Consider the following 15,137-nt stretch of genomic DNA (forward strand, 5'->3'; position numbering starts at 1 on the left):
GATGACGCGGGGCGGGCCCGGCGGGCGGGACCGCCTCGCGCGGGGCGCGTGCCACGGACTTCGGCGCGGGCCGGGACGGCGCGCACCGGGGCGTTCAACCGGACCCGCCGCTCAATGATCCGAGCCGACCACCAGGCCGCCACCGCGCTGCGACAGGCTGCCGAGGAACTCGCCTATGCCTCCAGCGAGCCGGACGGGCTCGCCATAGCCGTGTTCTTCGCGACCCTGCACCTGGCCCGCGCCGCCGCCAAGTGGCACGAACAACGTGGCCACGCGCAGCAGGCGGCAGCAGTTGAGGAAGCTTTCCGCCACCTCCAGGCGGGCTACCAGCAAGCCGCCGAACCGGTCTTGGCGGACCTCACCCGCCGCGCTCCACGCGCCACAACCACCGGCCGGTTCGAGCAGGACCTTCGCGCAGCCCTTCCCGTCCACGCCGATAGCATCTTCGCCGCCCCTGCGTGGGCCCCTCCGGCAACGGCCCCGCCCGCGCCGAGACCGCCGGCCACAAGCCCCGGCTCCTCCTGGCCACGGTGGGCGCCGAGCGGGAACTCGACGATGCCGCGCGCCCCGCCGAGGACCTCAACCGGCGCATCACCGCTCAACCGAACAAGCGAGCGCAAGCGGCTCGCAGTCGAAGTACCGCCAGCGGCGCCTCGTCCGTGCCCGCCATGCTGCACCCTCCGGCTACACCAGGGGCCATGAGGCCCGAAGAACACAGTCGGCACCGGCTGATGCCGCACGATGCCCTCGCCACGTCTCGTGGTGAGGGCATCGACGCCTTTGGCCCCGATTCGCATCAGACCGCTTCGGTTTCGCTCGGAGTGGCCCGTGCAGCAGTCCGCACAGCGAGCAATCGCCTGGCCCACGCTCGGGCCTCGGCCAGGTGTTCAGCCCGGAGCCCGGCACGGGGGTCAGGCTGGATCAGGAGGGTCGCCGCGCCACAGGTGGTGCGCTCTGCGGCCCAGTCGTGGTCGAGGCCGGTGAAGTCGTCGTCGATCCACACGGCGGGGGCGTCGCCCAGCCAGGCGTCGACGTGGTCGCGCTTCCACAGGTAGCCGTTGGGGTGGCTGGTGGTGATCTGCGGACGGGGGAGGTCGACGTACGGCCAGGTGGGGAGGTCGAGGAGCGGCCCGATCAGAGTGGCGGCGTCCTGCCGCCAGCTGGTGCACCAGACGGGGGTGACCAGACCCGTACGGATCGCGTCCATGAGCATGAGGCCGTGGGCGGGATCGAGCCAGATGGTGACCGCGGTGTCGGCGCTGCGACCGGTGGGGACGACGTCATGGCGGGCGTGGGTGGCCGGGGTCGAGCCGTCCACGCCGGGGAAGGGTACGAGGACACCGTCGACGTCGAGGAGCAGATAGGGCGGGCGCATCGGTTCCTCCAGGGGAAGCCGGGACGAGTGACTGTCAGAGCCTGCAAGCGCGGATCAGCAGGGTGGTGGGCCAGTGACCCACGCGGGGATCGTGGAACTCCTGGGCCGAGGTGAGCCAGCAGCCCGCGTCGCTGAGGTGCTTCTCCCAGCGGTCGATGGAGAACTCCCAGCGGGCGATGGGGAGTCGGGTTCGGTCGGGGAGGGTGACGAAGTCGCGGCGGGGCCGGTCGTCTCCGGAGGGGCTTCGGCCGCCGCGCTGCGGGTGCGGGACGGAATAGGCGAGCACCCGGCCGGGCGCGAGGCGCTGGGCGATGGCCGGCAGCAGGAGCTCAGGGGCGACGAGCCCTACTGCGCCGAAGACGGAGTAGATCGCGTCGAACGGCTCGTCAGAGGTTTTCAGGTAGTGCAGGGCGTGGCCGGCGACGAAGGTGAGGTTGTTCAGCCGCCCGTAGTGGGAGCGGGCGCGGCGGACCTGGAGGCCGACCAGGTCGACGCCGGTGGCGTGGGCGCCGTGGCGGGTGGCGAGGTGGGCGGCGTTGTGGCCGGGGCCGCAGCCGAGTTCCAGGAGTCGCTTGCCGCGCAGGCCGGGGCCGAGGACGTCGGCGCCGGGCCCTTGGCCGGGTCGGGTGGTCCACTCCATCCGGGCAGGTACGGCGAGGGGTTCGGCGAGTCCGACGGCGGTGCGCTGGACGGCGTGGACGTGCCACGGTGAAGCCTGGGCAAGCACGTCAGATCTCCAGGAGGTGGAGGACGTCAGTGAGGTGGCGGCGGACAGCCTTGATGTACGCGGGGTCGGTGGCCGGGTCGTCGATCCAGCGGATGGACTGCTCCATGAACCACTCGACGGCCCACATGCGGTGCCAGCCCAGGGCCCAGTTCTCGGCGGTGAGCCCGCCACGCGGGGCGAGGGCGTCGGCGGTGCCGCCGGCGGTGACGTACTGCTCCAGGAAGACGCGAAGGCGCACAGGGTGCGGGGGCTCGATGGTGCCGTGCCAGCTTGCGAGGTCGAGCAGGCCGGGGCCGGTGAAGGCGCGGGCGAAGTCGAGCAGTCGCCAGCCGCGCTCGCCGATGTGGAGGCTGGTGGGGTGGAACTCGGAGTGCACCCAGCCGAAGGGCGCCAGCGTCGCTCCGGCCGAGCGGGCCTCGGCGGCCTGGGCGATCCGGTCGAGCGTGTCCTCGACGTCGTCGGCGTCCTGCCACCGGTCGACCTTGCGCAGCCGTTCGAGATGCTCCAGCGCCCTGGCCGGCAGTGTCCGCAGCCGGTCCTGGTCGAGGACGGGCAGGGGCGGAGCCGTACGGGTTCCGTGCAGGATCACAGCCGCAGCGACGCCGTCGAGGTCGTCGGCCTCGCGGACGGACGGTCCGAGGTCCTCCATGAGCATGCCGAGCCAGCCGTCCAGGACGGCGGAGGCGTGGACCTGGGGGACGGGTACGCCGAGGGTGTGGGCAAGGCGGAGGGCCTGGTCCTCGCTGTCGAAGGGCTTCTTGGCGTACTTGAAGATGGCCGTGGAGCTGTCGGGGAAGGTCACACGCTCGACGCCGGACATGGACCACACGCGTACCTCCTCCCGTACGGCGCTGGTCTGGCCGGTCGCGGTGAGCAGGTTGTCGAGGAGTTCGGCGCTGGGGTTCGTGGTCACGGGAGGGCTCCGGGGAGATGGCGGCGTCCGGGGCGGGCGAGAGATGCCGGCTCGCCCCGGAGCCTGATCGGGTGGTGAGTTACCCGGCGGGGTTCACGCGGTGGGCGTAGACCTGCTCGGTCCAGCCCGCCTTGAACGCGGCGAGGTCGTCACGGAAGTTCGCCATCGAGGCACCGTAGGGCGCGACGACGCCGCCCGACTGGTCCGGCACGGACTGGCAGCCGTGCACGAGCCGGCCACCGAGCGCGGCGTGCGCCTTGATGGACTCGATCCGGCGGTGCTCGTTGAACCAGCCGCCGTGGTAGACCTCGTCGAGCATCCCGCCCGTCTCGTCGTCCAGGTCGAAGACGACGGAGGTGGCGGCGGGGAAGAACCAGCACGGGCCGATGTTGGAGATGCGCCCGTCCAGCTCGACCTTGTTGAGTGCCATGAGCGTGGCCGCCTCGCGGAGCATCCTCAGGTGCTCGGCGGTGATCTGCGGAAGTCCGAGGCCGGCCAGGTGCTCCTCGCGGAAGAGGTACGCGTACACCTCGTACGCGGTGGCCAGGACCCGGGCCGCGTCGGAGGTCGACTCACCGTGGTTCTTGATGAAGTCGAGCGCGAGCTGCTCGACCGCGCTCTCGGTCGTCTCGTCCACACCGAGGAGCTGGGACTTGACCAGCTCCCAGTCGGCGACGAGCCAGGTGTGGGACTCGAAGCGGAAGAAGTACTCGGCCGGGTCGATCGTGATGCGCCGGCCGTCGGCCTGGATGCCGGGCAGGCGGCTCCAGCGCGGGTCGAACGCCTCGGGCAGCTCGACCGTGATGGCCGTGGTGTCGATGGTGGTCACCGTGTCTCCGTCTCAGTTCGGTCGGATTCGGGCACAGGAATGCCCGGACCCGGTGTGGGCGTACGGAACTTCGGGGTGCCGCCCGGACCAAGGGGGAGCCTGGATCACGGTCACGCCGTTCCGGGCGGCTGCTGATTAGTGAACCGGTGGTCACGCTCAGTGGGTACGGTGGGAGGCAGTTGAAGCGGTATACGCGGTTTACAGCTCCGGAGCGGAGGCGGTCGTGGCGGCGCAGAGAGACCCCAACTCCCGTCTGCGCGACGTCATCGACGCGGTCGGCTGCACCTACGAGGCCCTCGCCCGGGACGTGCGGCGCATCGCCGCCGAGAACGGCGAGATCCTCCAGACCAACAAGTCGGCCGTCTCGCACTGGGTGAACGGCACCCGCACCCCATCGGGCCGGGTGGGCCAGTACCTGGCCGAGGCGCTGTCCCGCCGAGCGGGGCGCACGATCACCCAGACCGAGATCGGTCTCCATGCCGGTGATGCCGAAGAGCCGGCGGAATCCGACCCCGTCCTCGCGGTCACCGGCCTGGGCCGCGCCGACGTCGAGCGCCGCCGCTTCCTCGCCATCGCGGCCTTCACCACCGCCGGCGTCGCCATGCCGCTCGGCTACGACCACGAGGCCACCGCCCGCATGCTCCGCGCCCGCACCGGCACGTCCATGATCGGGGTGGCGGACGCGGACGTCGTACGGCAGATCACCGCGGCCTTCAGCGCCGCCGACGAACGCCTCGGCGGCGGCCACGGACTGACTACCGTCACCGCCTACCTCGCCGATACCGCAGCCCCCATGCTCCGCGGCCGGTTTCCCAGCGAAGCCTTACGTCAGGCAGCGTTCGGCGCGGTCGCCGAGCTCGCCTACCTGGCTGGGTGGAAGCACCACGACCTCGGCCAGGAGGGGGCCGCCCAGCGCTACTACCAGGTCGGCTACCAGCTCGCCTGTGAAGCCGACCCCCACGGCCACGCCGCCTGGATGATGCGCGCCCTCGCCCACCAGGCCCTCAGCCTCAAGCAGCCCCACCACTGCGTCGACCTCGTCGAAGGCGCCCTACGTACAGGTCTCGGCCACGTCGACGGCCAGACCGCGGCCCTCCTCCACATCACCCACGCCCGCGCCTACGCCGCTGTGAACGAGCACCCCCTGGCCGCACGCGCCCTGCTCGCCGCCGAAAACGCCCTCCTGCGCGACGACAACCCCCAGCCCAGCTACTCCCGCGTCAGTGGCCCCGCCGCCGGCACCGTGGCCAGCCACACCGCCCGCACCCTGACCGACCTCGCCGACCACATCGGCACCGAGCAACAGCACCGGGACGCCCTCACCCGCTGGGACCCCAAGAAGTACAAGCGCGTCCACGCCCTCACCCACGCCGACCTCGGCGACAGCCTCGCCGCCCAGGCCCGCGCCGACGAGGCGGTCGCCGCCTGGACCCGGGCCCTGGTCCTCATGGAGGGCATGACCTCCGACCGCACCCGCAAGGCGATCACCTCGATCCGGTCCACGCTCGCGGTCTACCAGCGGCGCAAGGTGCCCGGCGCCTCCGATCTCGCCCGACGCGCCCGCGAGGCCCTCGCCTAACATGCCCGACAACCCGCCCGACGAAGGGAACACCGTGGCCCAGCAGACCGATGACCGCTCCCAAGCCCTCAAACCGGCGCTCGAATCGATGACCCTGCTGGTCGCCGCCGTCATCGTCCACGACAAGGCCACCAAGCGCGTCGTTCTCCTCCAACGCAGCGAGAACGCCAAGTTCGCCCAGGGCATGTGGGACCTTCCCGTCGGCAAGAGCGAACCCGGCGAGCCCATCACCGAGACTGCGGTACGCGAGCTCTACGAGGAGACCGGCCTCACGGTGAAGCCCGAGTCCCTCAGAGTCGCCCACATCATCCACGGGGCTTGGGGCGTGGAGGCCCCCAACGGCTTCCTCACCGTCGTCTTCAGCGCCCACGAATGGTCAGGCGAACCCGAGAACCGTGAACCGCGCAAGCACGCACAGGTCCGCTGGGTCGACGCCGACGCCCTCCCCGAGGACTTCGTGGACACCACCTCAAGCGCCCTCCACCGGTACCTCAGCGGCGGGCTGCAGGTCTCACTTGACGGCTGGAAGTAGGCGAGCGCCGCCGCTGTCAGGCACCGCGTGACAACAAGCACGGACCAACTGCCCTACTGTCCACAGCAATCCGCACTGTCCAGAGCAATCCGCCTCGCTTGTCAGCCCTCTGCGCCAGGATCTCCTCATGACCATTGACTGGGAACGCGCAGCGGCGATTCAGCGGTCGGTGGTCGGCGGTGTACTCCTGGCCGCGATTGTGGTGTCGGTCTACCGCTTCCTCGCGTGGATCGCCCGCCGGATCCAGCCGTTGCAGGTACGGTGGGCGGCCTGGAACGCCAGAGTTGCGGAAAGGGATATGGCGCCAACCATCGAGGCCCTCCGGCGTCTTGGCCTGGCAGACCTGCCGATTCAATCCTTCCGTGAGGCAGGTCGGAAGACTGCCGGAAGCGTCAAGCTTCGCTACTGGCTACTGACCTTCCTGGTTGGTCTCGGTACCGGGGACCTCCTGATGGCAGTGATCAAAACGATCGAGACGCGGCAGGTGCAGCCGAGCCTGCAACCATCAGCGCTCATGCTCGCTGCCGTGACCCTGCCCCTCCTGATGTGGGCAGCCCGGCGCAACAAGACCATAGCGGGATACAGGTTGATGCTCTCGATCATGGCTGCCATCGAGGCATGTGATGCCGTGACACGCTCAGAGACGAGTGACAGGCCCCAGGCCCTCCGGCATCTGGACGACACCTGCTCCACAGTTCGGCGCTCGCTTCTGCGCGTCCACCGGATCACGAACAGCGTCGGCCGCGGGTCTCCACGGCAGCGGAACGCAAAGGACCACGCTGTCCTTGTCGTGGCCAAGCTTCAACTGGCCGAGGCGGAAGTCGACGCCAAGGGCGATGGAGCGCTCCGCAGCCTGGCCGCACTTCTGGCGAAGATCGGAAACACCTTCGCTGCGGGAAGGGTCACCACCCTCCTCCCCGAGCAGAACCTGCGCGGCACCACCCCGGTGGCCAATCGAGAAGGACTTCGGCTGGTGGCTGTGGTCGTCGCCGCCTCGGGGGCACTGTGCCTTGGGGTGCTGTTGAGGCTTCCAGCGGGTGTCGATGCCGTCCTGGCCGGTACTGCCGCCGTGCTGGCCGCAATGGTGGCGTACGGGCCCCGGGCCGCAGTTGCCAAGGCAAGCGAAATCATGAGCATCCTGCGGCAGTAGCGATGGCCCTCACTTCAGCCCTGGGGATCCACCCCACCACGCTGGGGCCCGCCCATCCGGACACCGGGGCGCGCCCGTCCCGCTGACAGCGGAGCAGTGCGCACACAGTCCGCACGCAGTCCGCAGGACACCCGGTCACGACCGTCGCGCCCCCTCGCCGGCCCTCGGCAAAAGACCGGGTCAGCGTCCCGCAGGGAAGATTCCCGCAGGTCACCGACCTGGCCCGGCACCAGGAGACGAAGACGACGACGGCGAGAGCGGACGAGCCCCGCCCCTGTCGGGCTGGACTCGTCCGCATCGATGGCTTCAGCGAGCCTTACAGCCCGCCCTCGGACATCCCGTGCACCGCGGGGATCGTCCCGAGCCGCCCCTTCTGGAAGTCATCGAACGCCTGCTGAAGCTCCACCCTGGTGTTCATGACGAACGGGCCGTAGTGGGCCATCGGCTCGCGGATCGGCTGTCCGCCCAGGAGAACGACCTCCAGGTCCGGCGTGTGGGAGTCCTGCTTCTCGTCCGCGCGCACGGTCAGCGAGGAGCCGGCGCCGAAGACCGCCGTCTGCCCCAGCTGGATCGGACGGCGGTCCGCACCGACGGAGCCCCGCCCGGCCAGCACGTACGCCAGGCCGTTGAAGTCCTCCCGCCAGGGCAGGGTGACCTCCGCGCCCGGCGCGATGGTCGCGTGGACCATCGTGATCGGCGTGTACGTGATGCCGGGGCCCTCGTGGCCGTCCAGCCCACCGGCGATGACGCGCAGCAGCGCGCCGCCGTCGGGCGAGGTGAGCAGTTGGACGGAACCGCTGCGGATGTCCTGGTAGCGCGGGGCCATCATCTTGTCCCTGGCCGGCAGGTTCACCCACAGCTGGAGACCGTGGAAGAGACCGCCGGACATCACCAGCGACTCCGGCGGCGCCTCGATGTGCAGCAGACCGGAGCCCGCCGTCATCCACTGGGTGTCGCCGTTGGTGATGGTGCCGCCGCCGCCGTTGGAGTCCTGGTGGTCGAAGATCCCGTCGATGATGTAGGTGACGGTCTCGAAGCCGCGGTGCGGGTGCCAGGGGGTGCCCTTGGGCTCGCCCGGCGCGTACTCCACCTCGCCCATCTGATCCATCATGATGAACGGGTCGAGGTGCTTGTAGTCGATGCCGGCGAACGCCCGGCGTACGGGGAATCCCTCACCCTCGAAGCCGCTCGGGGCGGTGGCGACGGCCAGTACGGGACGGGGACGGGCCCTTTCGGGTGCCGCGACGCGCGGCAGGGTCAGCGGGTTCTCTACGGTCACAGCGGGCATGACGGCCTCCTCGGTCGTTCGCCTTCAATTTAGTTGAAGGGTGAACAACTGGCAACGCGTGCGGAATTCCCGGGCCCGCCGCCACGGAGTCGAGAAGGGCGGCGCCGAGCCCGTCCAAGGTGCGTCGCACCAGGTCAGGAGGAGGGCGGGCCGGTCCGTACCGGCCCGCCGGGGGCGTCCGTCAGCCGTACATCCGGCGCATCGCGAAGTCGACCATCTGCTCCACGGCCTTCGCGTCGAAGACCATCCGGTGGTCGCCCTCCATGTCGAGGACGAAGCCGTAGCCGGTCGGCAGCAGGTCGAGCACCTCGGCGCCGGTGATCACGAAGTACTTGGACTCCTTGCCCGCGTACCGCCTCAGCTCCTTGAGCGAGGTGAACATCGGGATCACCGGCTGCTGGGTGTTGTGCAGCGCCAGGAAGCCGGGGTTCTCACCGCGCGGGCAGTAGACCTTGGACGTCGAGAAGATGCCCTGGAAGTCCTCGGCCGACATCGAACCGGTCGTGAAGGCGCGCACCGCGTCGGCGAGGGAGGGCGGGGACGGCTCGGGATACAGCGGCTGCTCGCCGTAGCCCCCGGGGGCCGGTTGCTGCGGCGGGGGCTGCGGCGCACCGTACTGCTGCCCAACGCCCGCGTTCTGGTCGTAGCCGTACATGCGCCCAGCGTACTGAGTCGGCGGGGGCGCCACCCGCCTGTCCGCAAAGCCGGGGCATCCGCCCCTGCGCGAACCCGGGCGCCGGTCCGTACGGCCTCGGGCACCCCGCCCGCGAGGGACGCTCGTCACAGATGGACGATTGGGGGTTGCGCCTTATTACCCGTGGGTAGCATTATCGATAGCTACTTGCTGGTATTGCGTTTTGAGGTCCCAGCCTCCCGAGCCTTTACGGAGCCGTACCCATGGGGCACTACAAGTCGAATCTCCGCGACATCGAGTTCAATCTCTTCGAGGTCCTCGGCCGCGACAGCGTGTACGGCACCGGACCGTTCGCGGAGATGGATGTCGACACCGCCAAGAGCGTGCTCTCCGAGATCGCCCGTCTCTCGGAGAACGAGCTGGCCGACTCCTTCGCCGACACCGACCGGAACCCGCCGGTCTTCGACCCGGACACCCACACCGCGCCGGTTCCGGACACCTTCAAGAAGAGCTACCAGGCGTACATGGACGCCGAGTGGTGGCGCCTGGGCATCCCGGAGGAGCTGGGCGGCACCACCGCGCCGCGCTCGCTGCTGTGGGGCTTCGCCGAGACGATCCTGGGTGCCAACCCGGCGATCTGGATGTACGCCTCCGGCCCCGCCTTCGCCGGCGTCCTCCACGACGAGGGCACCGAGGAGCAGCGCCGCATCGCGCAGCTGATGGTGGACCGGCAGTGGGGCTCCACCATGGTCCTGACCGAGCCGGACGCCGGTTCGGACGTCGGCGCCGGCCGCACCAAGGCCGTGCAGCAGGAGGACGGCTCCTGGCACATCGAGGGCGTCAAGCGCTTCATCACCTCCGGTGAGCACGACATGTCCGAGAACATCGTGCACTTCGTCCTCGCCCGCCCCGAGGGTGCCGGTCCGGGCACCAAGGGCCTCTCCCTCTTCGTCGTGCCGAAGTACGACTTCGACTGGGAGACCGGCGAGCTGGGCGAGCGCAACGGCGCCTACGCCACCAACGTCGAGCACAAGATGGGCCTGAAGGCGTCCAACACCTGCGAGATGACGTTCGGCGCGAACCACCCGGCCAAGGGCTGGCTGCTGGGCGAGAAGCACGACGGCATCCGCCAGATGTTCAAGATCATCGAGTTCGCCCGGATGATGGTCGGCACGAAGGCCATCGCCACCCTGTCGACCGGCTACCTCAACGCCCTGGAGTACGCCAAGGAGCGGGTGCAGGGCCCGGACCTGGCGGCCTTCACCGACAAGACCGCGCCGCGCGTCACCATCACCCACCACCCCGACGTACGCCGCTCGCTGATGACGCAGAAGGCGTACGCCGAGGGCATGCGCGCCCTGGTGCTGTACACCGCGTCGGTCCAGGACACGATCCTCGCGCAGGAGGCGGCCGGCGAGGACGCGAGCGCCGCGACCCGGCTGAACGACCTGCTGCTGCCGATCGTCAAGGGCTACGGCTCGGAGAAGTCGTACGAGCAGCTGGCGCAGTCGCTCCAGACCTTCGGCGGCTCCGGGTACCTCCAGGAGTACCCGATCGAGCAGTACATCCGGGACTCCAAGATCGACACCCTCTATGAGGGCACCACCGCGATCCAGGGCCAGGACTTCTTCTTCCGGAAGATCGTCCGCGACCAGGGCCAGGCGCTCACGGCCCTCTCCGAGGAGATCAAGAAGTTCCTCGCCGAGGCCGCCGGCGGCGCGGAGCTGGAGCAGGCCCGCGGCGAGCTGGCCACGGCCGCCGCCGCCCTGGAGGCGATCGTCGGCGCGATGCTGACCGACCTCGCGGCCACCGAGAAGGACGTCAAGTCCATCTACAAGGTCGGCCTCAACACCACCCGCCTGCTGCTCGCCTCCGGTGACGTCGTCATCGGCTACCTCCTCCTCAAGGGTGCGGCCGTCGCCCAGGAGAAGCTGCCCGCGGCCTCGGCCAAGGACAAGAGCTTCTACCAGGGCAAGATCGCGGCGGCGAAGTTCTTCGCCCACAACGTCCTGCCGGACGTCTCCGTCCAGCGCGGGCTGGCCGAGTCCGTCGACCAGTCCCTGATGGAGCTCGACGAGGCCGCGTTCTGAGCGAAGGCGGCGAAAGCGGCGAGTGCGGCGCAACCGTCTAAAACGACGAGAACGACGAGGAACGACGAGAACGTCGAAAGCACAGCCGCATTCCCGGGACGTCCTGGGACCGCTCCGGGCGTCCCGGGGCGGTCCTGGGGCCGACGGGGCCCCAGGCCCTTTCCGCCCCAGGCCCTTTCCGCCCCAGGGCCTTCCCGACGGCCCGGACGTTCTTAGCGATCTCTCAGAATCACCGTTCAGACTGCCGGTGCCCGCCTCTCTTTCCCCCCGGGAGGCGGGCACCACCGTGCCCGGCCTCAACGGGGCGCTGGTGCCGGAATGATGCCGCTGTGCCAGGTGAGGCACCGTCTCCCGCCCTCTGCGGAACCGGAATCCTGCCCTTCGGCAGCAAATTGGGTGGTTCATGCAGCCATCGTGGCCGGAAGGGAGCGGCGTCACGCCCTACGGGCGCGGGGAATGCGGGCTGTCCCTCCTTATGCTGAATCCATGAGCAACTCCGCCCGCTTCGATCGCGGCCACACCGACGACCTGATGTCCTTTCTCGCCGCCAGCCCGTCCCCCTACCACGCGGTGGCGAACGCGGCGCAGCGGCTGGAGAAGGCCGGCTTCCGGCAGGTGGCGGAGACCGACGCGTGGGACGGCGAGAGCGGCGGGAAGTACGTGCTGCGGGGCGGCGCGATCATCGCGTGGTACGTCCCCGAGGGCGCCACCGCCACCACCCCGTACCGGATCGTGGGGGCGCACACCGACTCGCCGAATCTGCGCGTCAAGCCGATTCCGGACACCGGTGCGCGGGGCTGGCGGCAGATCGCCGTCGAGGTATACGGCGGCACGCTGCTCAACACCTGGCTCGACCGCGATCTGGGCCTCAGCGGGCGGGTGACGCTGCGGGACGGCAGCAACCGGCTGGTGAACATCGACCGGCCGCTGCTGCGCGTACCGCAGCTGGCGATCCATCTCGACCGGGCCGTGAACACCGACGGGCTGAAGCTCGACAAGCAGCAGCACATGACGCCGATCTGGGGGCTGGGCGAGGTCGCGGAGGGCGATCTGATCGCGTTCGTGGCGGCGGAGACCGGCGTCGCGGCCGGCGACATCCAGGGCTGGGACCTGATGGTGCACAGCGTCGAGGCACCCGCCTATCTGGGCCGCGACCGCGAGCTGGTCGCCGGCCCCCGGATGGACAACCTGCTCTCCGTACACGCCGGTACCGCCGCGCTCACCGCGGCGGCCGCCGCCGGGAGCGCCCTGACATCCATTCCGGTGCTGGCCGCCTTCGACCACGAGGAGAACGGCAGCCAGTCGGACACCGGCGCGGACGGCCCGCTGCTCGGCACGGTGCTGGAACGTTCGGTCTTCGCGCGCGGCGGCTCGTACGAGGACCGGGCGCGGGCCTTCGCGGGCACCATCTGCCTGTCGTCGGACACCGGCCACGCCGTCCACCCCAACTACGGCGAGCGGCACGAACCGGGGCACCACCCGATGCCCAACGGGGGCCCGATCCTCAAGGTGAACGTCAACCAGCGGTACGCCACCGACGGCAGCGGGCGGGCCGTGTTCGCGGCGGCCTGTGAGCGGGCCGGCGTCCCCTGGCAGTCGTTCGTCTCCCACAACTCGATGCCGTGCGGAACGACGATCGGCCCGATCACCGCCGCCCGGCACGGCATCGCCACGATTGACATCGGTGTCGCGATCCTGTCCATGCATTCGGCGCGCGAGCTGTGCGGTGCCGAGGACCCGTATCTGCTGGCGAACGCCCTGACGGCCTTCCTGGAGTGCTGAGTTGGAATTCTCACTGCTGGGCCCGATCGCCGTGACGACCGGCTCCGGGGAGCTGTCGCTCGGGCCCGCCAAACGACGCAGTGTGCTGGCGCTGCTGCTGTTGCAGCCCAACACCACCGTCCCACTGGACCAGTTGATCGACTTCCTGTGGGAGGACGAACCCCCCGAACACGCCCGTACGGTCGTCCAGGGCCATGTCTCGCGGCTGCGCGCGACGCTCGCCGAGGGCGGCGCGAACGCGCACGGTGTCGAGCTGACCACCCACGGCTCGGCCTATCTGCTGCGGCTGCCCGAGGAGCTGATCGACGCCCACCGGTTCGGTGAACTGGTCGCGCTGGCCCGGCCCGAGGCCGCGCCGGCCGACGCGGTACCGCTGCTGCGCGAGGCGCTGAGCCTGTGGCGCGGGCCCGCGCTGACCGGCACGGTCACCAGCCCGGCGTTCGCCGCCGCCGCACACGCGCTGGAGGAGCGCCGGCTGACGGCCGTCGAGGCGCTGGCGCGGGCGCACGGCGCGCTGGGCGAGCACGAGCAGTCCGCGGCCATCCTGTACTCCGCCGCGGTCAACCACCCGTTGCGGGAAGGGCTGATCGCCGCGCTGATGCGGGCGCTGTTCCGGACCGGGCGGCAGTCCGACGCGCTGGAGTGGTTCCACCGCACCCGCCGGCTGCTCAACGAGGAGCTGGGCGTCGATCCGGGCGAGCGGCTGAGCGGTGCGTACGAGGAGATTCTGCGGGCGGAGGCGGCGCGCGGGCGGTCCACCACGTCCGGGCGGGGCACCGGTGGCGGGGCGCACGGGGCGGGTGCCGACGCGCCGTCCGGCGACGGCCGGGTGCCCGCACAGGGCGGTCCGCACGCCTCGCGCGCGGCGGACGGGACGGAGGGGACGGAGGGGTCAGCCCGATCAGCCGGCGCCACCGGCGCGCGGGGCGGCTCCCGACCCCCCGCCCCGGCGCCGCGGCTGCTGCCCAGACCGCCCGCCCGTTTCCTCGGCCGGGAACACCAACTCGCCGCGCTGACCGCGGCGCTGACGACCCAGTCGACCGGCGAGAGCCCGCTCGCGGTGGTCGCCGGACCGGCCGGGGTCGGCAAGACCGCCTGCGCCGTGCAGTGGGCGCATCTGTACGCCGCGGCCTTCCCGGACGGCCAGCTCTTCGCCGATCTGCGCGGCTTCGGCGAGGGCGACGAGGCGCAGCCCGCCGAGATCCTGCGGGACTTCCTGCTCGCGCTCGGCACCCCGCCGGAGCGGGTGCCCACCTCGGCGCAGGCCGCCTCGGCACTGTTCCGGTCGCTGGTCGCCGACCGCCGGCTGCTGGTCGTCCTGGACAACGCCCGCAGTTCCGCGCAGGTCCGGCCGCTGCTGCCCGGCGGCCCGCACTGCGCCACGGTCGTCACCAGCCGCAGCCGGCTGGACGGCCTGGTGGCCACCGACTGCGCCCTGCCGGTCGGCCTCCAGGTCCTCGGCTACGAGGAGGGGGCGGCGCTGCTCGGCGCGATGCTGGGCGCCGACCGGGTCGCCGAGGATCCGGCCGCCGCGCAGGAACTCGTCGCGCTCTGCGACGGGCTGCCGCTGGCGCTGCGGGCCGCCGCCGCCCAGCTGACCGCCCGGCCGCGCTGGCGGCTGGCCCGGCTGGCCGCGGCGCTGCGCGACGAACGGCGGCGGCTCGCGCTGCTGTCGGCGGAGGACACCGGGATCGCGGCGGCGCTGCGGATGTCCGTGGCCCGGCTGTCGGCGGACGATGCGCGGCTGCTCTCCGCGCTGGCCACCAGCGCGGACGGGCACCTCAACGCGTCCGTGGCGGCGGCGCTCGCCGGGTACGACCCGGAGCGCACCCAGGACGGCCTCGACCGGCTCGCCGAAATGCATCTGGTGGACGAGGAAGCCACCGATGTCTACACGATCAGCACGCTCACCCAGCTGTTCGCACGGGACGGGCAGGGCGAGCCGGGCCGGCCTGGTCAGCCGGGTGGACGGCGGGACACAGGCGGTGATGCGGGGCGGTAGAGCGGTGGCCGGGCGGTGAGCCGGAGTCGGTGGGCGGTCGGTGGGCGGTGCGGGACCGGCCACGCACCCGGCGGCAAAGCGGGCGTTAGGCGGGCGTTAGTGATACGGCAGCGGCGGGCGGCAGTCTTGTGGACAGAACGCAGGACACGCAGCACGAAATGCCGTACGACACTCAGCAGGACACAGCGGAACACTCCGCGGGACAGGTAGCAGCAGACCCGCGGGACTGACAGCAG

General features: G+C 70.9%; 12 protein-coding genes and 1 pseudogene. 7 read left to right on the top strand and 6 right to left on the bottom strand.

The annotated features are described in order from the left end of the window. Positions 1 to 84: 84 nt before the first annotated feature. A pseudogene (locus ACLJWH_RS19425) lies at positions 85 to 728 on the top strand (mobilization protein); the annotation flags it as partial. 68 nt (positions 729 to 796) lie between these two features. On the opposite strand, the gene ACLJWH_RS19430 reads toward ACLJWH_RS19425, so the two are convergent. From ACLJWH_RS19430 to ACLJWH_RS19445, 4 genes are all read right to left on the bottom strand, one after another. Further along, the gene (locus ACLJWH_RS19430) at positions 797 to 1,375 is read right to left on the bottom strand and encodes an HAD domain-containing protein (RefSeq protein ID WP_411142987.1); all 579 of its coding nucleotides are present in this window, start codon (positions 1,373 to 1,375) and stop codon (positions 797 to 799) included. A gap of 34 nt (positions 1,376 to 1,409) precedes the next feature. After that, on the bottom strand, positions 1,410 to 2,102 hold the full coding sequence (locus ACLJWH_RS19435; protein ID WP_411142988.1) for a class I SAM-dependent methyltransferase: 693 nt from the start codon (positions 2,100 to 2,102) through the stop codon (positions 1,410 to 1,412). Between the two features lies 1 nt (position 2,103). Then, positions 2,104 to 3,015 (bottom strand): phosphotransferase family protein, encoded by a 912-nt coding sequence (locus tag ACLJWH_RS19440; protein ID WP_411142989.1) that lies wholly within the window; start codon positions 3,013 to 3,015, stop codon positions 2,104 to 2,106. A gap of 79 nt (positions 3,016 to 3,094) precedes the next feature. Beyond that, positions 3,095 to 3,844 carry a hypothetical protein gene (locus tag ACLJWH_RS19445; protein WP_411142990.1) on the bottom strand — a complete coding sequence of 250 codons (750 nt, stop codon included), beginning with the start codon at positions 3,842 to 3,844 and terminating at the stop codon, positions 3,095 to 3,097. A 223-nt stretch (positions 3,845 to 4,067) separates the two neighbouring features. Here ACLJWH_RS19445 and ACLJWH_RS19450 point away from each other — a divergent pair, with 223 nt between their 5' ends. The 3 genes from ACLJWH_RS19450 to ACLJWH_RS19460 all read left to right on the top strand — a co-directional run bounded on the left by ACLJWH_RS19450 (position 4,068) and on the right by ACLJWH_RS19460 (position 7,105). After that, the gene (locus ACLJWH_RS19450) at positions 4,068 to 5,423 is read left to right on the top strand and encodes a tetratricopeptide repeat protein (RefSeq protein ID WP_411142991.1); all 1,356 of its coding nucleotides are present in this window, start codon (positions 4,068 to 4,070) and stop codon (positions 5,421 to 5,423) included. A 1-nt stretch (position 5,424) separates the two neighbouring features. Then, positions 5,425 to 5,955 carry an NUDIX domain-containing protein gene (locus ACLJWH_RS19455; protein ID WP_411142992.1) on the top strand — a complete coding sequence of 177 codons (531 nt, stop codon included), beginning with the start codon at positions 5,425 to 5,427 and terminating at the stop codon, positions 5,953 to 5,955. A 127-nt stretch (positions 5,956 to 6,082) separates the two neighbouring features. After that, positions 6,083 to 7,105 (top strand): hypothetical protein, encoded by a 1,023-nt coding sequence (locus ACLJWH_RS19460; RefSeq protein ID WP_411142993.1) that lies wholly within the window; start codon positions 6,083 to 6,085, stop codon positions 7,103 to 7,105. Between the two features lie 316 nt (positions 7,106 to 7,421). Here the strand turns inward: ACLJWH_RS19460 and ACLJWH_RS19465 are convergent, their stop codons facing one another. Both ACLJWH_RS19465 and ACLJWH_RS19470 read right to left on the bottom strand, forming a co-directional pair. Further along, entirely contained in the window at positions 7,422 to 8,393 is a 972-nt protein-coding gene (locus ACLJWH_RS19465) for a pirin family protein (RefSeq protein WP_411142994.1), read from the bottom strand. Between the two features lie 181 nt (positions 8,394 to 8,574). Further along, positions 8,575 to 9,048, bottom strand: coding sequence for an SseB family protein (locus ACLJWH_RS19470; protein WP_052857366.1), 474 nt, complete (start codon positions 9,046 to 9,048; stop codon positions 8,575 to 8,577). A gap of 242 nt (positions 9,049 to 9,290) precedes the next feature. Here ACLJWH_RS19470 and ACLJWH_RS19475 point away from each other — a divergent pair, with 242 nt between their 5' ends. The 3 genes from ACLJWH_RS19475 to ACLJWH_RS19485 all read left to right on the top strand — a co-directional run bounded on the left by ACLJWH_RS19475 (position 9,291) and on the right by ACLJWH_RS19485 (position 14,901). Further along, positions 9,291 to 11,117, top strand: a complete 1,827-nt coding sequence (locus ACLJWH_RS19475; RefSeq protein ID WP_411142995.1) for an acyl-CoA dehydrogenase — start codon at positions 9,291 to 9,293, stop codon at positions 11,115 to 11,117. A 486-nt stretch (positions 11,118 to 11,603) separates the two neighbouring features. Further along, positions 11,604 to 12,899: a M18 family aminopeptidase gene (locus ACLJWH_RS19480; RefSeq protein WP_411142996.1), complete on the top strand. Its 1,296-nt coding sequence runs from the start codon at positions 11,604 to 11,606 to the stop codon at positions 12,897 to 12,899. Between the two features lies 1 nt (position 12,900). Continuing rightward, on the top strand, positions 12,901 to 14,901 hold the full coding sequence (locus tag ACLJWH_RS19485) for a BTAD domain-containing putative transcriptional regulator (protein WP_411142997.1): 2,001 nt from the start codon (positions 12,901 to 12,903) through the stop codon (positions 14,899 to 14,901). The last annotated feature ends 236 nt before the right edge of the window (positions 14,902 to 15,137 follow it).

Source organism: Streptomyces sp. x-80 (assembly GCF_046549095.1).
Lineage (GTDB): Bacteria > Actinomycetota > Actinomycetes > Streptomycetales > Streptomycetaceae > Streptomyces > Streptomyces celluloflavus.

Coding starts and splice junctions, on each gene's coding strand:
- ACLJWH_RS19430 (WP_411142987.1), bottom strand. CDS start 1,375: ATGCGCCCGCCCTATCTGCTCCTCGACGTCGACGGTGTCCTCGTACCC.
- ACLJWH_RS19455 (WP_411142992.1), top strand. CDS start 5,425: ATGCCCGACAACCCGCCCGACGAAGGGAACACCGTGGCCCAGCAGACC.
- ACLJWH_RS19460 (WP_411142993.1), top strand. CDS start 6,083: ATGACCATTGACTGGGAACGCGCAGCGGCGATTCAGCGGTCGGTGGTC.
- ACLJWH_RS19465 (WP_411142994.1), bottom strand. CDS start 8,393: ATGCCCGCTGTGACCGTAGAGAACCCGCTGACCCTGCCGCGCGTCGCG.
- ACLJWH_RS19470 (WP_052857366.1), bottom strand. CDS start 9,048: ATGTACGGCTACGACCAGAACGCGGGCGTTGGGCAGCAGTACGGTGCG.
- ACLJWH_RS19475 (WP_411142995.1), top strand. CDS start 9,291: ATGGGGCACTACAAGTCGAATCTCCGCGACATCGAGTTCAATCTCTTC.
- ACLJWH_RS19480 (WP_411142996.1), top strand. CDS start 11,604: ATGAGCAACTCCGCCCGCTTCGATCGCGGCCACACCGACGACCTGATG.